20 protein-coding genes are annotated in these 21717 nt (G+C 73.0%); 11 read left to right on the forward strand and 9 right to left on the reverse strand.

Annotated features, from left to right (window positions below):
- Nucleotides 1-140 precede the first annotated feature (140 nt).
- Nucleotides 141-569, reverse strand: a complete 429-nt coding sequence (locus tag AB0B76_RS12640) for a DUF2716 domain-containing protein (RefSeq protein WP_360373913.1) — start codon at nucleotides 567-569, stop codon at nucleotides 141-143.
- Between the two features lie 31 nt (nucleotides 570-600).
- Between AB0B76_RS12640 and AB0B76_RS12645 the strand changes: the two genes are divergently transcribed.
- From AB0B76_RS12645 to AB0B76_RS12655, 3 genes are all read left to right on the forward strand, one after another.
- Nucleotides 601-1026, forward strand: a complete 426-nt coding sequence (locus AB0B76_RS12645) for a hypothetical protein (protein ID WP_360373915.1) — start codon at nucleotides 601-603, stop codon at nucleotides 1024-1026.
- A gap of 71 nt (nucleotides 1027-1097) precedes the next feature.
- The gene (locus AB0B76_RS12650) at nucleotides 1098-1829 is read left to right on the forward strand and encodes an ABC transporter ATP-binding protein (protein WP_360373918.1); all 732 of its coding nucleotides are present in this window, start codon (nucleotides 1098-1100) and stop codon (nucleotides 1827-1829) included.
- A 2-nt stretch (nucleotides 1830-1831) separates the two neighbouring features.
- A complete protein-coding gene (locus tag AB0B76_RS12655; protein WP_360373921.1) occupies nucleotides 1832-4111 on the forward strand; it encodes an ABC transporter permease in 2280 nt (759 codons plus the stop codon).
- Nucleotides 4112-4180: 69 nt separating this feature from the next.
- Here the strand turns inward: AB0B76_RS12655 and AB0B76_RS12660 are convergent, their stop codons facing one another.
- Entirely contained in the window at nucleotides 4181-5266 is a 1086-nt protein-coding gene (locus AB0B76_RS12660) for a cellulose binding domain-containing protein (RefSeq protein ID WP_360373924.1), read from the reverse strand.
- A 141-nt stretch (nucleotides 5267-5407) separates the two neighbouring features.
- Here AB0B76_RS12660 and AB0B76_RS12665 point away from each other — a divergent pair, with 141 nt between their 5' ends.
- Complete coding sequence (locus tag AB0B76_RS12665) at nucleotides 5408-6205, forward strand: hypothetical protein (RefSeq protein WP_360373927.1); 798 nt, start codon at nucleotides 5408-5410, stop codon at nucleotides 6203-6205.
- On the opposite strand, the gene AB0B76_RS12670 is transcribed toward AB0B76_RS12665, so the two are convergent.
- Nucleotides 6206-6886: an alpha/beta hydrolase gene (locus AB0B76_RS12670; protein ID WP_360373929.1), complete on the reverse strand. Its 681-nt coding sequence runs from the start codon at nucleotides 6884-6886 to the stop codon at nucleotides 6206-6208.
- A gap of 67 nt (nucleotides 6887-6953) precedes the next feature.
- Between AB0B76_RS12670 and AB0B76_RS12675 the strand changes: the two genes are divergently transcribed.
- Nucleotides 6954-7916: a YafY family protein gene (locus tag AB0B76_RS12675; protein ID WP_360373932.1), complete on the forward strand. Its 963-nt coding sequence runs from the start codon at nucleotides 6954-6956 to the stop codon at nucleotides 7914-7916.
- Nucleotides 7913-8245 carry a VOC family protein gene (locus AB0B76_RS12680; protein ID WP_360373935.1) on the forward strand — a complete coding sequence of 111 codons (333 nt, stop codon included), beginning with the start codon at nucleotides 7913-7915 and terminating at the stop codon, nucleotides 8243-8245. Before AB0B76_RS12675 ends, AB0B76_RS12680 begins: the two co-directional genes overlap by 4 nt.
- A gap of 102 nt (nucleotides 8246-8347) precedes the next feature.
- On the opposite strand, the gene AB0B76_RS12685 is transcribed toward AB0B76_RS12680, so the two are convergent.
- From AB0B76_RS12685 to AB0B76_RS12700, 4 genes are all read right to left on the reverse strand, one after another.
- Entirely contained in the window at nucleotides 8348-9133 is a 786-nt protein-coding gene (locus tag AB0B76_RS12685) for a phosphotransferase (RefSeq protein ID WP_360373938.1), read from the reverse strand.
- A 71-nt stretch (nucleotides 9134-9204) separates the two neighbouring features.
- Nucleotides 9205-9789: a tetratricopeptide repeat protein gene (locus AB0B76_RS12690; protein ID WP_360373941.1), complete on the reverse strand. Its 585-nt coding sequence runs from the start codon at nucleotides 9787-9789 to the stop codon at nucleotides 9205-9207.
- 67 nt (nucleotides 9790-9856) lie between these two features.
- Nucleotides 9857-13744, reverse strand: a complete 3888-nt coding sequence (locus tag AB0B76_RS12695) for a tetratricopeptide repeat protein (protein WP_360373944.1) — start codon at nucleotides 13742-13744, stop codon at nucleotides 9857-9859.
- A 255-nt stretch (nucleotides 13745-13999) separates the two neighbouring features.
- Nucleotides 14000-14752 (reverse strand): ROK family protein, encoded by a 753-nt coding sequence (locus AB0B76_RS12700; RefSeq protein ID WP_360373947.1) that lies wholly within the window; start codon nucleotides 14750-14752, stop codon nucleotides 14000-14002.
- Nucleotides 14753-14991: 239 nt separating this feature from the next.
- On the opposite strand from AB0B76_RS12700, the gene AB0B76_RS12705 reads away from it, so the two are divergent.
- Nucleotides 14992-16089, forward strand: coding sequence for an RICIN domain-containing protein (locus AB0B76_RS12705; protein ID WP_360373950.1), 1098 nt, complete (start codon nucleotides 14992-14994; stop codon nucleotides 16087-16089).
- On the opposite strand, the gene AB0B76_RS12710 is transcribed toward AB0B76_RS12705, so the two are convergent.
- Nucleotides 16086-16739 carry a helix-turn-helix domain-containing protein gene (locus AB0B76_RS12710; protein WP_360373953.1) on the reverse strand — a complete coding sequence of 218 codons (654 nt, stop codon included), beginning with the start codon at nucleotides 16737-16739 and terminating at the stop codon, nucleotides 16086-16088. The genes AB0B76_RS12705 and AB0B76_RS12710 overlap by 4 nt on opposite strands.
- A gap of 46 nt (nucleotides 16740-16785) precedes the next feature.
- On the opposite strand from AB0B76_RS12710, the gene AB0B76_RS12715 reads away from it, so the two are divergent.
- A complete protein-coding gene (locus AB0B76_RS12715; RefSeq protein ID WP_360373956.1) occupies nucleotides 16786-17544 on the forward strand; it encodes an alpha/beta fold hydrolase in 759 nt (252 codons plus the stop codon).
- A gap of 5 nt (nucleotides 17545-17549) precedes the next feature.
- Here AB0B76_RS12715 and AB0B76_RS12720 read toward each other — a convergent pair whose 3' ends face one another.
- Nucleotides 17550-19910, reverse strand: a complete 2361-nt coding sequence (locus tag AB0B76_RS12720; RefSeq protein WP_360373959.1) for a ricin-type beta-trefoil lectin domain protein — start codon at nucleotides 19908-19910, stop codon at nucleotides 17550-17552.
- A gap of 74 nt (nucleotides 19911-19984) precedes the next feature.
- On the opposite strand from AB0B76_RS12720, the gene AB0B76_RS12725 reads away from it, so the two are divergent.
- The 3 genes from AB0B76_RS12725 (at nucleotide 19985) to AB0B76_RS12735 (ending at nucleotide 21489) form a co-directional block, all read left to right on the forward strand.
- Nucleotides 19985-20812 carry an ROK family protein gene (locus AB0B76_RS12725; protein ID WP_360373962.1) on the forward strand — a complete coding sequence of 276 codons (828 nt, stop codon included), beginning with the start codon at nucleotides 19985-19987 and terminating at the stop codon, nucleotides 20810-20812.
- Nucleotides 20813-20882: 70 nt separating this feature from the next.
- A complete protein-coding gene (locus tag AB0B76_RS12730; RefSeq protein ID WP_360373965.1) occupies nucleotides 20883-21062 on the forward strand; it encodes a hypothetical protein in 180 nt (59 codons plus the stop codon).
- A 199-nt stretch (nucleotides 21063-21261) separates the two neighbouring features.
- Entirely contained in the window at nucleotides 21262-21489 is a 228-nt protein-coding gene (locus AB0B76_RS12735) for a hypothetical protein (RefSeq protein ID WP_360373968.1), read from the forward strand.
- Nucleotides 21490-21717: the final 228 nt, after the last annotated feature.

Consider the following 21717-nt stretch of genomic DNA (forward strand, 5'->3'; position numbering starts at 1 on the left):
CGCCGCGCGGAAAGTCGGGCGCTCCGCGCCGCGCCGCGCGGAAAGTCGGGCGCTCCGCGCCGCGCCGCGCGGAAAGTCGGGCGCTCCGCGCCGCGCCGCGCGGAAAGTCGGGCGCTCCGCGCCGCGACTTTTCGGATATTTCATGATTTACGAGGAAGCCACGCCAGCATCGGTACCAGTACCTGCAGCAGCGGCTCGCCCCAGACCTGCAGGGTCTGCTCCCACGGGTGCCCCCGCGTGCCCAGCGCGAAGTCCTCGGTCCCGACCACGTAGTGGTCGCCGTTGGGCACCACCAGCCACGGCGGCGCCGTGGTCACGCGGTGCGGCCAGAAACGGTGCGACGCGTGCTCCCAGTTCAGCACCAGCAGCGGCGTGTCCGGCGGCAGCACCCGGACGAACGCCAGGTGCGCGAGGCTGTCCACCGCGCGCTCGGCCGCGTTGAACTCGGCCTGGACCTCCGCGGTGAAGAAGCCGCTGAGATCGAACGTCACCGACGGACGGGGGTCGTCGGGCACGCGCGCCCACAACTCGTCGTACGTATCGAACGCGAGGTCCTCCCACGGCGCCACGCGCAGCAGGATATCTGCTAACAATGTCGGCATGAATCGACTCGGGTGGGCGGCCTCCGCCGCGGCGGCGGTAGTGCTGGTGTGTGGCGGCGGCCCGTTCGCCGTGGGCTTCCCCCAGCGTTCGTCGTTCCTGGCCGACCAGGAGCCGCAGGCCTGCTCGCTGTTCGCCCGCTCGTCGCCCTTCGGCGAGGTGTCCAGCTGCATCGACCTGGGCCGGCGCACCCCGCCGCTCAGCGGGCCCGGCCACGTGTTCCTCCTGCTGGAGACCGTGCAGGGTCCGACCGTCGTACGCATCGACTACGAGGGCACCGGCAAGGAAACGTTCACGGCGACCGCCGTCGAGGTGCCGACCTACGAGGCCCCCGGAATCTCCCACGAGACCGGCGAACGGCTCAAGACGGGCATCGATTCCCGCGGCGGCCTGAGGACGGCGCCGTGGAAGGTGCACCCGGTGTAGGGCTGTCCCTACCGCGAGGACACCGGCCCGCGGGCGTGAACCGGGGCCCCCGTACGCGGTGAGATTGGTCCATGACCGAAGACGTCGTGGCGCTCGAGGGCGTGCACAAGCGGTTCGGCACCGTGGTCGCGCTCGACTCGGTGACACTGGGGTTCGCCCGGGCGACGTTCACGGCCGTCATGGGGCCGTCCGGGTCGGGCAAGTCAACGCTGCTGCAGGCGGCCGCCGGGCTGGAACGGCCCACCGCCGGCACGGTACGCGTCGCCGGCACCGACCTGGCGACGCTGAACGAGACCGGGCTGACGCTGCTGCGCCGGGACCGGATCGGCTTCGTGTTCCAGGCCTTCAACCTGCTCTCCTCGCTGAGCGCCGAGCAGAACGTGGCCCTGCCGCTGCGCCTGGCCGGGCGCAAGCCGTCCCGCCGGGAGGTGCGGGCGGTGCTCGACGCCGTCGGGCTCGCCGACCGGGCCCGGCACCGGCCCGCCGAGCTCTCCGGCGGCCAGCAGCAGCGGGTCGCCATCGCCCGGGCCATCATCACCCGGCCCGACGTGCTCTTCGCCGACGAACCGACCGGGGCCCTCGACTCGCGCACCGGGCGCGAGGTTCTCGGCCTGCTTCGGTCCATGGTGGACGGCCAGGGCCAGACGGTCGTCATGGTCACCCACGACCCGTTCGCGGCCGCCCACGCCGACCGCGTGGTCTTCCTGGCCGACGGGCGCGTGGCCGCCGAGATGGCGGCCCCGACCCCGCAGGCGGTCGCCGAGCGGATGACCGCCCTCGAGACCGACGGCGCGGGGGTGTGACGATGCTGGGGATCGCGCTGCAGACGGTACGGGCCCGCTGGGCCTCCTTCGCCGGCCTCTTCGTCGCGCTCGGGCTCGGCGTCGCGCTGCTGGCCACCACCGGCCTCACGCTCGCCTCCAGCGTCGGCGGGGCGCGCCGGCCGGTCTGGTACGACACCGCCGACGTCGTCGTCGCGGGCCAGAACAGCATCACGGTCGTCGTCGATGCCGGCACCGAGGACGAGTACGCCAGCAGCACCTCCACCAACCGCTCCCGCGCACTGCCCGCGGACCTGCCCGCGCGGCTGCCCGGGGCGGTCGTCGACCGCTGGCTGCCCGGCAACGCCCACCCGTGGTCGGCCGCGGCGCTGCACGGCATCCCGGCCGATGCCGGGCCGCGCGCCGACGACGAGGTGGTGGCGACCGGCGGGCACCCGGGCGACCGCGTCACCATCGCCGGCCGCGAGTTCACGGTGGCCGGTACCGTAGGCGGGCCGAGCGCGGTGTACCTCACCGACCGGGCCGCCGAGCAGCTCAGCGGCGGCCGGATCGACGCGCTCGCGGTGCGGGGCCGGACCGCGGAGCAGGTGCGGGCCGCGGTCGGCGAGGGCCCGCGCGTGCTCACCGGCGACGCGCGCGCCGAGGCCGAGCCCAACCCCGACGGCGACCTGCTGGCCGTCGCCGCGTCGCTGCTGGGCACCACGGCGGGCGTGGCCGCGTTCGTCGCGGTGTTCGTGGTCGCGGGCACGTTCGCCTTCGCCGTGGCCCAGCGGCGGCGGGAGCTGGCCCTGCTGCGCGCCGCCGGGGCCACGCCGCGGCAGGTGCGCCGGCTCGTGCTCGGCGAGGCGCTGGTCGTCGGCGCGGTCGCCGGGCTGGCCGGCTGCGCCGCCGGGCTGCTCGCCGCGCCGCCGTTCGCGCACTTCATAGGCCGCAACGGCTTCGCGCCGGCCGGGTTCACCGCCGGGTTCGTGTGGTGGCCGCTGCTGGCCGCGTTCGGCGCCGGGCTGCTCGTGGCGCTCACCGGGGCGATGGTCGCGGCCCGCCGGGCGGGGCGGGTCCGGCCGATCGAGGCGCTGCGCGAGGCCTCCGTCGAGCGGCGGGTCATGACCGCCGGGCGCTGGGTGTTCGGGTTGCTGTTCCTGGGCGGGACGGCCGCGATGCTCATCTGGGTCCCGGTCGACGGGCCCGAAGCGATCGCCCTGGTACTCCTGGATGCCCAGCTGGCCATCACCGGTGTCGCGCTCTTCGCCCCGCTGCTGGCCCCCGGCGCCGCCTGGCTGGCCGGCCGCCTGCTCCCCGGCGTGACGGCCGCCCTCGCGCGGGACGGGGCCCGCACGGCGGTGCGCCGGACCGCGTCGACCGTCGCCCCGATCCTCGTCACCGCCGGCATCGCCGCCACGACCCTGTCCGCCACCGCCACCATCTGGCAGGCCCAGGCCGACGCGGGCGCCGCCCGGCTCACCGCGACCGGTGTGCTCGTGAACCCGGTCCGGGTGCCGGACGGCGGGGTCCCCGTCGCGCGCTCGGTGGTGTACATCAACCAGGACGACTACGCCGAGCCGTTCGACGCGCTCTTCGCCGGCCCGGGCCTGGCCCGCGTCATGCGCGTGAGCGCCGAGCCGGCCGACGGCACCGTGGTCGTCGGGCACGCCCTGGCCGCCTCGATGCGCTGGCGCGCCGGCGACACCGCGGACTTCTGGCTCGACGACTCCACCCCGGTCCACCTGCGCGTCGCGGGCGTGCTGGACCCGTCCGTCGACCTCGACGACGCCGTGCTGCTGCCCTGGTCCCTCGGGCCCGGCCACGCCGACGCCGTCTACCTGTCCGGCCCGTCCGCGGACCCGGGCCGGCTCACGCCGGCCCAGTACTTCACCGGCCTCGAGACCGAGCAGCGCCGCATGAACGACCTCGCCCTGCTCACGGTGCTCGGGATGGCGCTGCTGTACACCACCATCGCCATCGCGAACACCCTGGTCATGGCCACCGCGGACCGCTCCCGCGACCTCGCCGTGCTGCGGCTGGCCGGCACCACGCCCCGCCAGATCCTCGGCATGGTCGGCGTCGAGGCCCTGCTGGCCACGGCGGCCGGGCTGGCGCTGGCGTGGGCGCTGGCCGGCGGGGTGCTGCTGGCGATGGTGCCGCACCTGAGCGCCGGGGGAGCGAAGGTGGCGCTGGTCGTGCCGTGGACCCCGGTCCTCGGCGTGGCGGCCGTGTGCGGCGTGGTGGCGGTGATCGCGGCGGTGGCCCCGGCGGCGGTCGCGCTGCGGACCCCGGCCGCGCGGATGGCCGCCGTGCGCGAGTGAAACACCCGAAAAGGTAACCCCGCGCCGTAACCGGCCGATTGGGCTCCCGGGATCGCCGAGGGGGGTGTCCTAGCTCGCCGCGCAGGTGACGGCCGGGGTGCCGCCGGTGCCGGTGCCGATGAAGCCGTACGTGGCCGAGGCGTTCGGGGCCAGGGCGCCGTTCCAGGCCACGTTGGCCGCGGTGACCACGGCGCCGGACTGGGTGACCGTCGCGTTCCAGGCCTGGCTCACCGTCTCGCCCGCGGTGAACGTGAAGCGGGTCGTCCAGCCCTTGATCGCCGCGGTGCCGGCGTTGCGGACCGTGACCTCACCCTGGAAGCCGCCGGGCCACTGGTTCGTCACCTTGTAGGTGGCCGCGCAGCCTCCCGACGGTACCGAAGAGGCACTGGGGCTTGTGCTTTTCGAAGGTGACGGGCTCTTGGTGGTGGGCGACGGGCTCGTCGGGACGCCGCCGCTGAGGACCTGGGCCAGCGGCGGGTACCAGCGCGCGGCCATCTTCTGGTTGCCGCTGTCGTTCGGGTGCACGCCGTCGCCGGTGTCGGTGGCGGTGTTGAAGCCCGTCCACTGGTCCACGACCACGATCGGCGACGCCGCCGTGGTCTTGCCGGCCGCCCAGCCCGGGATCGCGGCGTTGAGCGCGACCACCCGCTGCGCGCACTCCGGGCACGTCGACGGGTTCATCGGGATGATCTGCGCGACGAGGACGCGCATCGACGGGTTGCTGGCGCGCATCTGGTCGACGAGCTTCGAGTACGCCGCCAGGATCGTGTCGGTGCTGCGGTTGCTCCACACGTCGTTGGTGCCGAAGTGCATGAGCACCACGTCGGGGTGGGTCGCGTCGAGCCACCCGACGAGCTGGTTCTGGTCGGCGACCGCGGTCACGAGGGCACCGCCGTGGCCCTCGCCGTCACCGTCGTACGGCACCGAACAGCCCTGCGGGGCCTGGGTGCCGACGAAGTCGATGTTGGTGTACCCGCCGGCCTGCAGCTGCTGCCACAGCAGCGCCCGCCAGCAGCCCGGCGAGCCCGTGATCGAGTCGCCCAGCGGCATGATCCGCACCGGCGCGGCCGCGGCCGAGCTCGGCCACGCCAGCGCGACCGACGTGGTCAGCAGGGCCAGCACCGCCGTCACCGTGGACACCAAACGCCATCGCATGCCGTGGATTGAAGCAAGCGCTTCGATACAGCTCAATGCGGTGGTCGTACCCGGGCCCGGGACCTGCGCGCGGGGAGTGAACCTTACACGGGCGGCCCTGTGCCATCCTCGTACGCGAATGTATGACCACGGGGAGGAACCATGACGCAGCCGTACGAACACTATGAGGTGTCGCCGCACGGCGAGGAGTACACGGGCCAGTACAACCCGCAGCCGTACTCCGCTCCGCCCCAGCCGCCGCCGTACTCCGCCCCGCCGCCGTACTCCGCGCCGCCCCAGCAGCACTACCAGCCGGCTTACCCGCCGCCGGGGCCGCCGCGGCGCAACAGCGGGCTCATCGCGCTCATCGCCAGCCTCGCCGTGCTCGCCGTCGTCGCCATCGCGGTCGTGGTGGTCGTCGTCGTGCGCAAGGACGACCCGGCGACGCCGGGCCAGGGCCCGGCCGCGACCACCGCCGCCGCGCCGAGCGCGGGCAGGACCGACGCCCAGGTCGGGCCGGTCGACTCCTGCCTGGTCGGCAACTGGAAGCAGACGCAGTACAGCGCCCTGTTCGACCTCAGCAGCGTGACCGTCGGCGGCAAGAAGATGGGCCAGACCAAGCTCAGCGGCGGCGGGCGCACGTGGAAGATCTCCGTCGACGGCAAGGGCACCGAGGACTGGTCCGGGGCCCGCTACACCGGCCGGACCGACGACGGCCACGACGTCGAGGCGACGTTCACCGGCAAGAACGAGTGGGACCTCAAGACCGCCAACCACGAGATCCTGTTCACCTCGACCGGCAGCACGGTGACCATCACCGTCGACGTGGACGGCAAGCAGGCGCTGAACAACACCGTGGAGCCGCACAACAACCCGCAGCCGTACGAGTGCGGCAAGAACTCCTGGACCGCGAAGTCGCTGACCGACCCGAACGCCAACACCGTGTACGACCGGGTCTGATCAGGCCTTCGCGAGGAGCGCGGCGAGCTCGGCCGGGCGGCTGAACATCGGCCAGTGCCCGGTCGGCAGCTCGAGCACGCGGTAGTCGCGCCGGTCGAGGCCCGCGAAGAACGGGTGCCCGGCCGCGATCATCTGCTCCACGTTCTCCCGCGTGAACGTGCTGATCACCAGGTCGGTCGGGGGCTGCTCGGGGCGGGCCAGACGGAGCTTGGCGGCGACGGTGGCCTGCGGGTGCGGGGTGCTCTGCTCATGAATCCACTCCGAGCGCCCCTCCAGCCCGGCGAACAGCGCGGGGTCGTCGGCCGGGTCGAACGAGGGCGGCGGCACGTCGGCGCGCGGCGGCTTGCCCCCGCCGAAGTCGGCCTGCGCGGTGCCGTCCGGAACCGGGCCGCTGTCGACGTACACCACCCGCCGCACCCGGTCCCCGAGCCGCTCGACCGCGCCGCGCACCGGGAAGCAGCCGTAGCTGTGCGCGACGAGCACTACCTCCGGCGCGTCGCCGGCCGCGGCGACCACGTCGTCGATGTGCGACTCGAGCGTCGCGTCCTCGCCGGCCCGCTCGGCCAGCCCGCCCAGCGTCACCGCGGCGACGCGGTGCCCGGCCGCGCGCAGGGGCTCCGCGACCTCGTCCCACGCCCACGCGCCGAGCCACATCCCGGGAACCAACACGAAGTTCGTCATGCCTGCGACGGTACGATGGAATCAGGGCGAATCCGGTCCTGATTCAACGGCCTCGGAGGAGTGGCCCGTGTCACAGTCCACCGGGCGGGTGTTCGCGCTGCTGGAGGTGCTCCAGGCCCAGCCCGGCATCACCGGTCCGCAGCTGGCCGAGCGGCTCGGCATCGACGAGCGCACCGTGCGCCGCTACGCCGCCGCGCTGGCCGACCTCGGGCTCCCGGTGCGGGCCGAGCGCGGGCGGTACGGCGGCTACCGGCTCGCCCCGGGCTACCGCCTGCCGCCGCTGATGCTCGGCGACGACGAGGCCGTGGCCGTCGTCCTCGGCCTGCTCGCGGCCGAGCGGCTCGGCCTGGGCATCGGCACCGCCGCGCGCGCGTCGGCCCTGGCCAAGATCGAGCGGGTACTGCCGGCAGTGCTGCGCGAGCGGGTGCAGGCGGTGCGCGAGACCCTGGGCTTCACCCAGCCGGCGCGGGCGGGCGGCCTGTTCGACGTGCGCCATCTGCTCTCTCTCGGCGAGGCGGCCCGCGACCGCCGCCGTGTCACGCTCACCTACCGCTCCTGGCGCGGCGAGGACTCGGAGCGCGACTTCGACCCGTACGGCGTCGTCTTCCACGCCGGCCGCTGGTACGCGAGCGGCTTCGACCACCGCCGCGGCGAGCTGCGCACCCTGCGGCTGGACCGCATCGGCTCGGTGTCGGTGGGGGAGACGCGCTTCGAGGCGCCCGCCGCGTTCGACGCGGCCGGGCACGTGGTCGCGGGGCTGGCCGCGGTGCCGTACCGCCACGAGGTCGAGGTCCTGCTGCGCGCCACCCCCGACGAGGTGCGCCGCCGCGTGCCCGCCACGGTGGGCGCGGTAAGCCCCGCGGGGGGCGACGCCCGGCTCGTCTGCCGCGCCGAGTACCTCGACGGCATGGCCCGCATGCTGGCTGGCCTGGGCTGGGACTTCACCGTCGTGCGCCCGGACGCCCTGCGCGACGAGGTCGCGAAACTCGGACGACGCCTGGTGGCCCTCGCCGATACCGTGGCCGGGTGACCTACATCAAGAGCGTCACCTTCGACTGCACCGACGCCCTCGCCCAGGCCCGCTTCTGGGCCGCGGCCCTCGGCTCCGACGTGGACGAGGACTCGACCCCGGACCGCGCCTTCGTCGAGGCCGCGGGCTGGGGCGGCCCGAACATCTGGTTCCAGCGCGTGCCCGAGCCCAAGACCGCCAAGAACCGCCTGCACTTCGACCTGCGCGCCCCGGGCCCGATCGCGGCCGAGGTGGCGCGCCTGGAGGCCTTGGGCGCGAAGGTCCGGCACGCCGGCGACGACCTGACCGTGATGACCGACCCGGAGGGCAACGAGTTCTGCGTCGAATAGCGTAGGGCCCATGGCGCGCACTGGTCGTACCGCTGCGCCGCCGGGACGATGACCCGGCAGAGCCGCAACGAGCTGGGGCGGATCGATCGAGCCGTTCGGCGACTACGTCGAGGACTCGCCGCCGGACTGAAAGCCGGCCAGCTCCCGCACCGCCGTATCCAGCGCCACATCGACGCCCTGCTCGATCATGAGCCGATAGGCCGGATCACCGGCGGCCGCGGTGCGCCGAATGCCGGCGGCCGAGGCGCTGACGCGTTGCCGGACGGTGTCGACGAACGGGCCGGGTGGCCCCTCCCACCCGTACGCGTCGAGGAACAACCGCAGCCGCCGAGGCCGGTCCGCAAAGGCGGTGAACCCCTCCGCCCGCACCACGTCACGGGCGTGGAGCGGCACCCAGGCGAACGCGGTGAACGCGAGGTCCCACTCCGGCGTGACGGGCGCGGCGAAGTCCCAGTCGAAGAAGCCCACGAGCCGGCCATCGGCCCACGCCGCGTTGTAGGGCGCGGCATCGTTGTGGCCGACGACCAGGCCGGGCCGCCACGCCCCGCCTTCGCGCCAGACCGCCCCGGGCGGGGGAACGAAGCTCGCGACGGCGGCGTGGAAGCTCCGAAGCCAGCGAGCAACCTGGCGGAGCGCGTCATCACTGTGCACCCACGCCGGCCAGGGCCGGGCGACCCCGACCGTCTCGCCGGGCAGGTACGACAGCACTTCCCGGCCCTGCTCGTCGAAGCCCAACGCCCGCGGCGCCTGACCGAAGCCGGCCCCTTCCAGGTGCTGGAGCAGCGCGTGCACGGATGGCGTCCACCGCCCCGGAACGCGCCGGACGGTGTCACCGACACGGACCGCTCCACCGGTGTTCCCGCCGGGAAGGCGCTGCTCCTCGCTCACGGCTCAATCCTCACTCATCCACCGCTACGAACGGTCCTGCCGCGATCCGACACCTCCTTCCGGATTCTTTTTCAGTCGACCGGCAACACCGAGGGGTCGAGCTGCCACGCGCCGGCGGGGAGGAGGACGCACACCGGCCGCTCGTGCGGGGAAGTGGCCGACTCGTAGGCCGCGGCCACCTCCCGCGCGGTCCGGCCGTGTCGTGGCAGCAGCCGCATCACGATCCAGTAGGCCGGCCCGTCGCCACGCTCCGCCGCCTGCCGCAGCAACGCGAACGCCCCGGCGTCGTCGCCCTTCTGGTGCAACAGCCCGGCCAGGTTCACCGGCGCGTCCGGATCCCCCTCCGCGACCGCGGCCCGGAGGTGCTCCTCGGCGTCGTCCAGCACACCGTCGTCCCAGAGCGTGAGGCCGAGCATGTTCCGCGCACCGGGCCCATCGGCGGCCACCGCCTCACCCAGCAGCCGCAGGGCCTCCGAATGGGACGCGGCGTCGGCGCCCGAGTACTGATGGAGCAGAAAGTCGGCCAGTCGCGCCCGGGCCGGGCCGTGCCCGGCCGCCACCGCCGCACTCAGCAGCGCCCGCGCTTCGGCCTCGGCCGGTCCACCCGCATCGGCAAGTTCGTCGCCTCGCCGGAACCACTGCTCCGCGTCGTCCACCCGGACATGAAAGCACGGAGCCCGCCTCGCGTTACACGTCAACCGCGACCGCGGCTGCGCACTCGCGTCACGAGGCGGCCGCGCGTACGGTGTCGAGCTCCGTCCGGAGCTCGATCGTCGCGGGGTGTTCGGGTCCGTGCACGCGGACGTGGTCCTCCAGGCTGCGTTCGTACGCCGGCAACGCGCCGGCCGCGTCCCCCGCCAGGTAACGGAATCGGCCGATGAGCAGGTGCGCCATCATCGTCTGCTCGTGGTCCGGGCCGTACGCGGCCTGGCTGATCGTGCCGGCGCGCTCCATGAGTGTCGCGGCGCGGTCAGGGTGGCCCAGTTCGTTGTGCGCGCGGGCGATGTTCGCCAGCGCCGTCAGGATGCCCGGATGGTCGGCGCCCACGGTCTGCTCCAGCCCCGCCAGGTTCGCTTCCAGCAGCGGCAGGGCTTCCGCCGGGCGCCCCGCTGTTGTCAGCGCGTGTCCGAGATTGTTGCGCGCGACGAGGGTGTCCGGATGGTCGCGGCCGAAGACGCGGTCGTGATCCGCCAGCGACTGCTCGAGCAGGACGCAGGCTCGCTCGACCTCCCCCGCCCGCAGTAGCGCCTGGGCCAGGCCCTGCCGCGCGACGAGCGTGTGCGGGTGGTCGGGGCCCAGGGTCTGTTCCCGGCGCGCCACGAGTCGTTCGATCATGACGATCACCGCGGCCGGGTCCGGAACGGCCGGGTCCGGAACGGCCTGGTCGAGCAACGGCGGGTCCGGAACGGCCGTGTCCGGCAAAGGCACGGCCGGGTCGGGCACAGGCACCCCCGGGTCGGACACCGGCACGGCCGGCCCGGACACCCGTGTCCCGGGTTTGATCTGCTCGGCCGCCAGCGCTATGGCGGCGCTCATCTGCAGAACACGGTCCAGCTCCGGCTGATGCGCCTCCGCGTGCCGGTCGACGGCGCGCCGGGCCAGGACCAGGGCCTCGTCGATCGACGCCCGCGCCTCGTCGTGGCGGGCGTGCTTGGCCAGCAGCCCCGCGTGGTTCGTCAGCGCGTGCGCCAGTTGCGGCTCGTCGCCCGCCGGGTTGTTCCGGGCCGACCGGCGGAGGATCCCGACCGCCTCCGTACTGTCGGCGATCGCCGCGTCGTGCGCACCGAGCGCGAACCGCGGAATGCTGAGATTGCCCAGCGCCTGGCCGAGGTCCTTGTCGTGGGCGCCGGGCGCGGCGAGGCGGAGACGCCTGAGGATCGCGACGGACTCCGACCCGGCCGCCTGCGCCTCGGCGTTCATCCCGGCGGACCAGAGACTGCCGCAGAGCTGGACCAAGGCGCGTGCCAGGCCCAGTTCGTGGCCCTTGGAGTCGGCGCGGAGCAGCTGGATCGCGTGCCGGAGCGCCGCAACGGACTCCGTGGCGCGGCCGAGCGTCGCCAGGCCCACCCCGAGGTTGACGAGGGCCGTTGCCAGCGCGGGCCGGAACACGGCCGGATCGTCCTCGGCGAGCGCCGTGCGCATCTCGACCACCTCGGCCGTCACGGCCAGCGACTCGCCGGGCCGGCCCACGTCCTGCAGGCCGATCGCCAGCGTCGCGAGCGCCGTCGCCAGCAAGGGGGCGAACACGGCGGGGTTCTGCGCGGCGAGGCGCCGGGCTCCCTCGACCGACGTCTCGGACGCGCGCAACGCCTCGCGGTGCCGTCCGGCGCCGGCGAAGGCGTTGGCGAGGTTGGTGGCCCGGGCGGCCAGGTCGGCGTCGAACGCGGTGGGATTGGCCGCGGCCAGCCGCGCAGTGCGGTCGAACGCCTCCTGCGCGGGCTCGACCGCCTCCGCGGCGCGGCCGCACGCGCACAGCTGGTTGGCCAGGTTGGACAGTGCCGCGGCGAGGTCCGGCTCGAACGCGGCCCTGTCGCGCCGCACCAGGGCGCGGCGGATCGACACGGACTCCTCGGTCGGTACCACCGATTCGGCGGGCCGGCCCGCCGCGGCCAGCGTGACGCCGAGATTGGCCAGGACGGCCGCCAGATCCGCGTCGTGCCCGCCGCCGTCGGCGGCCGCGGCGAGCCGGATCGCCGTCTCGGCCTCCCGGGCCGCCGCCAGCGCCTCCTCGAGACGTTCGGCCTGCCGGAGCCGCATCGCGTGGTTCGACAGGACCAGCGCGAAGTCGGCCGACAGCCGCAGGGGATCGTTCCCGACGGCCCGCCGGACCATGTCGACGGCCCGGGCCGACGTCTGCAGCGCCTCGCCGACCCGGCCGGTCAGGGAGAGCTGGACGCCGAGGTTGGACAGGGAGAAGCCCAGCTGCGAGCCGAACAGCTCCGAGTCCATCGCCGACAGGGTGCGTGCGATGGCGGTGGCCTCCCGCCCCGCCGCCAGCGCCTCGTCGTTGCGGCCGGCGCGCCAGAACCGCGTGCTGAGCCGCTCGTACAGCTGCCCGCGCTCCAGCGGGTCGTCGGTCAGGGCGAGGCGGTGGGCGGTCAGGCGGGCGCAGAGCGTGGCGATCCCGGCGTCGAGGTCGACGTCCCGGCCCTGCGGGAGAATCGCCTCGACCGCTTCCAGGACGGCGAGGTGGTCATCGCGGAGCGGCCGGTCGGCATCGATCTCGGCCAGGGCCGTCAGTGCCGCGGCGCCGGCATCGAGGGCCAGCCGGGGATCGGCCAGCAGCAGCGGGTACAGCATCCGGGGGCCGACGTGCGGCCACCGGTCCGCGGCCGCGGCGAGGAACGTCACGGTCCGGGCGGTGAAGCCGGGTGCGCCGCCCTGCACCCGGGCGAGCAGTGCGGCGGGCACGTCGACGCTCCACGGGTCCGGGTCGTAGGCGCTGATGGAGTGCCCCGGCAGCAGCAGCGCCAGCAGGTCCTCGGCGAGGCGATCCGGGTAGAGCGGCTCGAAGACCAGGGCGCGGTCCACGGGCGGATAGCACGTCCGATGGTCCGCCAGAATTCGATGCGGGTGTACCTCGAGGCCGAACCGCGTCAGCACGCGCTCGCCGGCGACGTGCGGCATCGCGCCGGTGAGGACCGCGACGAACACCGCCTTCCCCATCACGGTCGGGGGCGTCTTGTATTCCCGGTCCTTCAGCCCGCTCTGGTAGTGCCGCTGCCAGGACACGAACTCGCGGTCCAGCAGGTACGCCGAGAGGCCGTGCGGATCCTCCGGCGGCCGGTGACCCCGCGCGGCGGCGTCGACGGCGACGAGCGCGGCCATGTGCACGGTCAGGACCAGGCCGAAGCCGGCGTGTTCGAGGGCACCCGGCGCCGCGACCCGCCGGGGTTCCGCGATGTCGTACAGATCCGCGGCGGCAAACCGGTCACGCGCCGCGGCGAACACCTCGAGCCGGTCCGCGGCGGTCGGGGCCAGCGGGCCCAGCCGCAGATCCGTCGCGACGGTGTGGCGGGTCTCCGCCAGCTCCCCGCGCATCGAGGGCCACCACCCGGCGCCCCGCCCCAGCAGGAGTACCCGCAGCCGTCCGTGCTGCAGCTGCGGATCGGCGAACAGGCGCACCAGGTCGGTGTGGTTCCACCGATCCGCGTAGTCGACGATCAGCAGCAGTCCGGCACCGTCGGCGGTGCCGTGCGCCGGCCGCTCGACCGTGACGGGGCCCTGGCGCGCATGCCACACGGTCCAGTTCAACTCCGTACAAAGCCCCGCGAAGTGCGCGGCGAGCCGCGTCTTGCCGTGACCGCCGTAAGCGTGCACCAGCAGATGGCGCTCCGGCACGTCGTCGTCGCGCCAGGCCGCGAGCTGGTCGAGCTCGCTCTCACGGCCCTGGAACGGAACGATCCCGTTGCGGGCGTCCAGCAGCCGGCTCGGCTGCCGGCGCAGCCAGCCCGGCTCCTCGGCCCCGGCACCGCGTCCGGCGAACTCGGCGTGGCGGACGAGCGCGTACGCCGGACCCGTGTCGCGGAAGTGGTTGTGCTGCACATTGTGGTCACCGATCTGCTGTCCGGGCGCGTGGACGTGGATCGAGCCGACCTCATGGTTGGACATCCGCACCTCTTGATCACAGGGCAGCGGGTTCTGCGCCGGGCGGTGCTACCGGACCACCGCCGCGTTCGAGCCGTAGCCGGAACCCGCCGCGGCGGTGGGCCTCCTGCTGATGCTGCCGGTAGGCATCCCAGTCCGCCACGCCCGCAGCGTATGGCGTGTAGACGTGGGTCACTACCGGCCGAAGCGGCGCCGTCACCGACCGTCCGACCGCCGGCGTCGTCTGTTCGACCGTCGGCGGCTGGTCCAAAGGCCGCGTCAGCCGCCGATCAGCTTCCAGGCGCGCGCCCCGCCGAGCACCCCCGCGGTGTTCGGCACGATCGTCACGTCGTCGCCCAGCCGGGCCACCGCCTCGGCGTCGATGAGCGCCGCGTTCCCGCCGCCGATGAAGAGGCGGTCCCAGCGGAAGACCGGCCGCAGCCCGTCCACCACCCGGCGCACGCGCCGTGACCAGCGGGCGTTGCCCAGCTCGCGGCGCTGGATCTCGCCGATGTACGTGTCGTAGGTCTTCTTGCGCCGGATCGGGCCGTGCGAGAGCTCCAGGTGCGGCGCGAGCGCCCCGTCGTCGAAGAGCGCGTTGCCCAGGCCCGTGCCGAGGGTGATGACCAGCTCCAGGCCGGTGCCGTCGACCAGGGCGGCGCCGTGTACCTCGGCGTCGTTGAGCACGAGCACCGGGCGGCCGAAGGCGCGGTTGAGCGCGGCCCGGGCGTCGTAGCCGGTCCAGGCCGCGTAGAGCTCCGGGTCGACCGGGGTGTGCGGGCCGGCCCGGTTGACGTAGTGCGGGGTGGCCACCACGCGGCCGTGGCGGATCATGCCGGGCAGGCCGACGGTGACCCGGTCCGCGGCCGGGAGCTGCGACTGGATGTCCAGCAGGGCGCGGATGAAGCGGTCGGGCGGGAACGGGTACGGCGTCGGGATCCGGATCGGGCCGCCGACCAGCGCGTCCGCGTCGTCGACGACGGCCGCCTTCAGGCCGCCGCCGCCACAGTCGATGGTCAGCGTGTTTCCCATCGGTGGATTGTGCGCCCAGCGGTGCATCGGCGCCGCTCGGACCCAACAAAAAGCAGCATTGATCACGTGGCCCGACCGCTCGGCGCAACCGGCGGATCACTCGTCGCGCCGAGTGGTGCCGCCGGCTCGACGCGGCCGTGAACATCGCTGACAATCAATGTGCCGGCAGCCCCCGAAGACCCCTGCACGCCGCCTCCGCCAGGGCGGCGTGCAGGCCATCTCCCCAGGGAGGAATCGGCATGCGACGAATCCTGACCACTATCGGCCTGGCCGCCGCCATGGTCGTGGCCGCGCTGGGCGCCGCCGCGCCCGCATACGCGGAGTCCAACGGCGGCGTGAAGATCATGCCGCTGGGCGACTCGATCACCGACGGCTACAACGTGCCCGGTGGCTACCGCATCAACCTCTGGCAGCGCCTCGCCGCCGGTGGGTACACCGTGGACTTCGTCGGCTCCGGCTTCAACGGGCCCGCGAACCTCGGGGACCACGACCACGAGGGCCACTCCGGCTGGCGCATCGACCAGCTCGACGCCAACATCGTCGGCTGGCTGCGCTCCTACGCCCCACGCACCATCCTGCTGCACATCGGCACCAACGACATGAACCAGAACTACGACATCGCCAACGCCCCCGCGCGGCTGTCGGCGCTGATCGACAAGATCCGGGCCAACGACCCCCTCGTCGAGCTGTTCGTCGCCCAGATCACCCCGGAGAGCGACCCGACGCTGGAGGCGCGGGTGCAGGCGTACAACGCCGCCGTTCCCGGGGTCGTGGCCGGCAAGGGCTCGCGCACCCACCTCGTCGACATGCACTCGGCCATCACCACCGCCGACCTGGCCGACGGCGTCCACCCGAACGCGGGCGGCTACGACAAGATGGGGGCGCGGTGGTACTCCGCGCTGCAGTCGGTGCCCGCGAGCCTCCAGGGCGGCGGTGTACCTCCGGTCGGTACCGCGGCCGCAGTGGTGAACCCGCAGTCCGGGCGCTGCCTCGACGCCTCCGGGGGCGGCACCGCCAACGGCACCCAGCTCATCATCTGGGACTGCAACGGCGCCGCCAACCAGTCGTGGACGCGCACGGCGGCGGGAGAGCTGCGGCTGTACGGCAACAAGTGCCTCGACATCAACGCCAACGGCACCGCCAACGGCACCAAGGTGCAGCTCTGGGACTGCAACAACACGAACGCGCAGAAGTTCACGTTCAACACCGACGGCAGCGTCGTCGGCGTGGGCTCGGGCAAGTGCGTCGACGTGACGTCGAGCGGCACCGCCAACGGCACCAAGGTGCAGCTCTGGGACTGTAACGGCACCGGCGCCCAGAAGTGGGCCCGCCGCTAGAGCCGCAGCAGGCCCGACAGGAGGCTGCGCACCGTCCGCTCGAACAGATCCGGGACGTCCTCCGGGGCCTGCAGCGCCCCGGAGGACGCCTCCGCGATCGCCGCGGCCAGATTCTTGTACCGCGAGAAGTCGATGGCCGCGAACGAGAGCCCCTCCGGCTGCGGCCGCGCGAACAGCGACACGACGCCGGTGATCATCGCGACCGCCTCGAACTTCGCCGTCGTGGGGCGCCGCACGGGCGCCAGGACGCCGATGCAGTGGTCGAAGTACGCCAGGCCGTTGGGGCCGAAGCCCTTGGTCTGCTGTACCGCCTCCAGCAGCCACGCGTGTCGCTTGTAGACGGTCAGCTGCCGCTGGGCCAGCAGCACCAGCGCGTCGATCGGGTCGGCGGCCTCCGGGTAGGGGCGGAGGTCGCCGATCGCCGCGTCGGCCATCAGGTCGAGCAGGTCGTCGCGCGAGGAGAGGTACCGGTAGAGCGAGCCCGCCCCGGTGCCGAGCTTCGCGGCGACCGCGCGCATCGACACGGCCCCGAGCCCGTCGGCGTCGGCCAGCGCGACCGCGACCGCCACGATCTCCTCGCGGCTGTGCCCCGGCGCCGGGCCCCGGGTGCCCCGCGGCGGCCGCTGGAATATCGACTGGCTCTCCTCCACCCCACTACTGTAAACTGCAAACAGCGTTCGCAGATATGGAGGGGTCATGGATCTGGTGGTGGTGCACGGCGGGGCTATCACGGCGAAGTACTACGAGCCGCTGGCCAAGCGCCTCAAGGGGCGGGTGGACGTCCACCTCTACAACCGGCGGGGCCGGGCCGGCGAGCCGCCCAAGCCGCCCGGGTACACGGTCGACGACGAGGTCGCCGACCTCGCGACGGTGCTGGAGCGCACCGGCGCGCGCAACGTGCTCGGCCACAGCTACGGCGGCCTCGTCGTCATGCGGGCCGCCCTGGAGCTCGACCTCGACTCGATAATCCTGTACGACGGCACCGTCAACGTGGACAGCGTGTTCCCGACGGCGTACATCCCGCAGATGCGCGCCTACATCGACGCCGGGGACATCCCGCGGGCCATCGCGGTGATGAGCAGCGGCCTGCAGCTCAACGCGCTGCCGTTCGGGGTGCGGGTGGCGATCTCCCGGCTGTTCCTCAAGACGCCGGTCGGGCGCATGATGGGCGAACTGCTGCCGGGCACCATGCTGGAGACCGAGGAGATCACCGCGACCGGCGGGCCGGCCGCGCAGTACGCGGGCGTCACCGCGCGGACCCTGCTGGTCGCGGGGGCGAAGAGCGGCGCCTACTACCGGGCGATGAACGAGAAGCTGGCCGCGGTGATGCCGGACGCGCGCACGCTGGTCCTGCCGCGCTCGGCGCACAACGCGCCCTGCATCGCCCGCCCGAACTTCACGGACATGGTCGCGGGGTTCCTGACCCGGGCTCCCGCGAAGGAGCCCGGGCACTAGAAGGGTCAGCGGGTCCAGCGCTGGTTGGCGCCCGCGTTGCAGGTCCAGAGCTCCACTAGGGTGCCGTTCGCGGTGCCCTGGCCGGTGACGTCGAGGCAGAGCCCGGACTGCACGCCCAGGATCGTGCCGTCGGAGCGCACGGTCCACTGCTGGTTCGCCCCGCCGTTGCAGTCCCAGATCGCCACCGGGGCCCCGGTCGTCGTCGCGTTGTTCAGCACGTCGAGGCACTTGTTCGAGTACACCCGCAGGCCGCCGTTGGAAAGTTGCGTCCACTGCTGGTTCGCGCCGCCGTTGCAGTCCCAGATCTCGACCTGGGTGCCGTTGGTCTGCGACTGGCCGGGCACGTCGAGGCAGCGGCCGGACTGTGCGCTCACCAGGGGCCCGCTGACCGGCGGGGGCGGCCCGGCGACGGCGGTCACCGACAGGTTGTCGAACTGCGCGGTCTCGCCCTGGCTGGTGCCGATGCCGACCTGGCCGGTGCTCCACACCGAGTCGGTAAGGGTGGCCACCGTGGCGCCGTCGATCTGGGCGGTGAGGTTGGTGCCCGAGAACGTCAGGGCGACGTTGTGCCAGGTGCCGGTGCCGGGCGCGGCCACGGTACCGCTGCGCAGGGTCGTCATGGCGTTGTTGACGTCGTTGCGCAGCAGTGTCCAGGCGCCGGTGTTCGACAGGCGCAGGTAGTACGCGTTGAGGCCCGCTGGCCCGAACGCGTGCTGGGTGCCGGCCCGGCCGATCACCTCGACGTAACCCGCCTGCTCCAGCAGCACGTCGGTCGACACCTTGTAGTTGCTCCAGCCCAGGTCGCCCAGCAGCGCGTACGGGTCGCTGAGGTCGTCCCAGGTGATCGGGGCCCGCGGCGACATCTGCCGCACGCACTTCGTCCCGCCGCACTGGGCGATCTCGAAGGCGCCCTGCATGTCCGCGAGATACTTCGCCTCGCGCCCGATCGTGTACCCGTTGAAGTCATCGGTGTACGGCAGCCCCAGGCTCCCGGCGGCCGGGGACGTCGCGGTGCCCTTGCCCTGGCCGGTGGTGGTGCTGAGCGTGTACACCCGGCCGGGCTGCAGCGTCACCGTGAACGTGCTGCCGGACGGGGTCACGTCGGTGGTGTGCGCGAAGTAGTCGGCCTGGTTGGTGCTGCTCAGCAGCGACGACCACACGTGCACGGCCCCGGTCGACAGGCCGCCGGTGACGGTCGCGGTGAACGGCTGCGCGGCGGTGGCGTCCATCGTCTCGATGACGACGCTGTAGTTGCCGGTGTTCGGGTCGCGCATGGTGACGTACGAGCCGTTGGCCCGGTTGCCGCCGAGGTAGCCCGACGCCGAGTCGAGGTAGCGCCAGCCCGGGGCGGTGAACTGCGTGGTGTGGGCCATGACCCAGGTGTTCTTGCCGACCGAGTAGTTGCCGGACCACGGCTGGGCGGCCAGGGCCACGCCCATCGTCGGGAACGGGATGTTCGGGGTGATCGCCGCGATGACCGGCCAGTTGATGTACGCGGTCATCTTCCCGTCGATGTACCCGCGGTTGATGCCGCGGGCCAGGGCGACGGCGCCGAGGTTGTAGTCGTCGGAGCCGTTCTCGCTCGCCCAGACCTTCTTGCCGCTGTTGACGGCGTTGGTACTGCTGGGGCAGTTGGTCTGGGCCCCGCGGTACCCGCAGACGTAGTGCGAGCCGAGCACGTCGACGGCGGCCGCGAACGCCGGGTCGCTCACCACGTCGTTTGCCGGGTTCCAGCTGGTGTCGTCGGCGACGACCTTGACGTTGCTGTACCCGTGGCCGTTGAGCGCGGTCTTCAGCCGCTCGTACCAGCCCTTGTCGTAGCCGCGCTCGTTCCAGCCGCCGATGTAGTCGAACGTCAGGCCGTGGCTGTTCTTTGCGCAGTCCAGGAAGCTGATGTAGTAGTTGATCATGTCGTCGGACCAGAAGTTGCCGTTGCCGATCCAGCCGGGCGCGCCCCAGGCGAGGGCGTACAGCTTGATCTGCGGGTTCCGGGCCCGCGCCTGCTCGGCCAGCCACCATTCGTAGCCGCGGTTGCAGTTGAGGTCGCTCGCGGTGTGCTGGTGGCTGGGCTCGGCGCCGCTTGTCGAGTTGGTGTCGCCGCCGACCTCGACCTTCATCATCTGCATGGCGGCGCCGTAGCCGGGCTTGAACAGGTAGTCGAGGATCTGGGAGCGTTGCGGCTCCGGGTAGTCGTAGAGCAGGCGGCTGTTGCCGCCGCCCCCGGAGATGGCGCCGACGCCGTCGAACGTGCGCCCGGCGGCGGACCCGTTGATGGTGACGGTGGTGGCCGCGGCCGCGGGCCCGGTGCTGATCAGCTGGGCGGCGACGAGACAGAGCGCGGCGACCAGGGCAAGACGTGCCTTCATGTGCGGTCCTCCATGGCGGTGGGGTGAACCACGACCAGATTCCCACAAATATCTACACACATCTACAATGAGTCGTGTCGATTTCGTTTGATGTTTTTGCTGGAGCGAGGCCGGCCGCTTTGGACATCGGCGGCACCTGGACGCGCGTACGGTACGGGGACGCGACCACCCGCTTCCCGACCGAGCCGGACTACGACCGCCAGCTGGCGGCCCTGATCGCGGCCGTGCCGCCGGGCGCGCCCGCGATCGGCGTGTCCTTCGGCGGCCGCGTCACCCCGGCGGGCGAGGTCCGGGTGGCCCTGAACCTGCGCGGCTACGAGGGCCGCCCGCTCGCCGCCGACCTGTCCACCGCCCTGGGCGCGCCCGTCCGGACCGCGCACGACGCGACCTGCGGCCTGCTCGGCGAGTGCCACGCCGGCGCGCTGCGGGGCCACGACCGCTGCGGCTACCTGACCCTGTCCACGGGCGTCGGCGCGGCCCTGCGCCTGGGCGGCGTCTGGCTGACGACGGAGGCGGGCCACCAGCTCGTGGCGGGCAACGACCACCCGTGCGACTGCGGCCAGACCGGCTGCCTGCAGACCCTGATCGGCGGCGGCGCCCTGCACCGCCGCCTGGGCCGCCCCTTGTCGGACGTCCACGACGAGCACTTCTGGCGCGCGTACGCCGAGAGCCTGGCCCTGGGCGTGGCGAACTTCGCCCTGAGCGCGGGCCTGGAGGCGGTCGCCCTGGGCGGCGCGATCCCCTTGAGCCGGGCCGAGCTGTGGCCGTCGCTGCGCGGGGCGCTCGCCCGGATCCTGACCTACCAGCGGGTCACGGTGCTCCCGGCCGAACTGGGCGAGACGGCCCCACTGACCGGCGCGGCCCTCCTGCCGTCACTGCCCCCGGACGCGATCCTGCACTGACTCCCACCGACCCGCAGATGTCTCCGGCCCGTCTGGACCTAGCGCGGCCCGACGAGGAAGACTGCGCAGCGTGACCGCAGCCTTCTTCCGAGAGACTCCGCCGCTCCAACTGCGTGCCGTCGAGGCGATCGAGCGGGCCATCGCGGTCGACGAAACCAGAATGCGGGTTCTTCTGGCGCCCGGCTCAGGGAAGTCGGCCGTCGTCGCGCACATCGGGATGCGATTCACCGCACACGCGACGTCTACCTGAGCGGTGCGGACGAGGACCGCGGCGTGATCGCTCGCCTCACCATGGCTCTGCGTGAGGCCGGCATCAAGGTCCCTGAGACGACGGCGGTCGTGCCGCCGAACATCGCTCCCGGCGACGTATTCGTGCCGGTGTTGTCGCCCAACAGCGTGGAAGGTCCGCTCGTCGACGACTACATCAGCGAGTTGCTCGAATCGGCGCGATGTGGATGTCGTACCCGTGGTTGCCGAATATTGCGCGATCCCAGCGCGGCTCGCAGGCCGAGTTCCGGTCGATGTCACCGCCGGCGCCGATGGGCTGCTGCGGCGGCTTCGAGAGCAAGGTCATCCTATTTCTGACGTCCGCTCATCTACGGGAGATGCTGGACATGAAGGATCGCGGCGACGACCCCACCGATCTCATGTCGAGGGCGACGTTGACGGAGCGATAGGTGTCCGGCTCCGTCTGCCGCAACGTGCGCAGCCACTGGCGAACCTCGACGGTGGTCTTGATCGTCCAACGGCTCGTGGGATCCGGGGGCCGCATCAACTATAGCCCGAGCTAAACGGCGCGGGTGGTTCGACCACCTTCCATCGCGGACGTCGACCGCAATGCGGCAGTCGTGCTGTGTGCCGGGGTGGTGGGGTCCAAGGAGGACTTCGTGCCCGTGCTGCCCGCG

The organism is Dactylosporangium sp. NPDC049140, from assembly GCF_040648435.1.

Coding starts and splice junctions, on each gene's coding strand:
- AB0B76_RS12700 (WP_360373947.1), bottom strand. CDS start 14,752: ATGGGAAACACGCTGACCATCGACTGTGGCGGCGGCGGCCTGAAGGCG.
- AB0B76_RS12650 (WP_360373918.1), top strand. CDS start 1,098: ATGACCGAAGACGTCGTGGCGCTCGAGGGCGTGCACAAGCGGTTCGGC.
- AB0B76_RS12670 (WP_360373929.1), bottom strand. CDS start 6,886: ATGACGAACTTCGTGTTGGTTCCCGGGATGTGGCTCGGCGCGTGGGCG.
- AB0B76_RS12665 (WP_360373927.1), top strand. CDS start 5,408: ATGACGCAGCCGTACGAACACTATGAGGTGTCGCCGCACGGCGAGGAG.
- AB0B76_RS12735 (WP_360373968.1), top strand. CDS start 21,262: ATGTGGATGTCGTACCCGTGGTTGCCGAATATTGCGCGATCCCAGCGC.
- AB0B76_RS12660 (WP_360373924.1), bottom strand. CDS start 5,266: ATGCGATGGCGTTTGGTGTCCACGGTGACGGCGGTGCTGGCCCTGCTG.
- AB0B76_RS12720 (WP_360373959.1), bottom strand. CDS start 19,910: ATGAAGGCACGTCTTGCCCTGGTCGCCGCGCTCTGTCTCGTCGCCGCC.
- AB0B76_RS12655 (WP_360373921.1), top strand. CDS start 1,832: ATGCTGGGGATCGCGCTGCAGACGGTACGGGCCCGCTGGGCCTCCTTC.
- AB0B76_RS12695 (WP_360373944.1), bottom strand. CDS start 13,744: ATGTCCAACCATGAGGTCGGCTCGATCCACGTCCACGCGCCCGGACAG.
- AB0B76_RS12705 (WP_360373950.1), top strand. CDS start 14,992: ATGCGACGAATCCTGACCACTATCGGCCTGGCCGCCGCCATGGTCGTG.
- AB0B76_RS12645 (WP_360373915.1), top strand. CDS start 601: ATGAATCGACTCGGGTGGGCGGCCTCCGCCGCGGCGGCGGTAGTGCTG.
- AB0B76_RS12715 (WP_360373956.1), top strand. CDS start 16,786: ATGGATCTGGTGGTGGTGCACGGCGGGGCTATCACGGCGAAGTACTAC.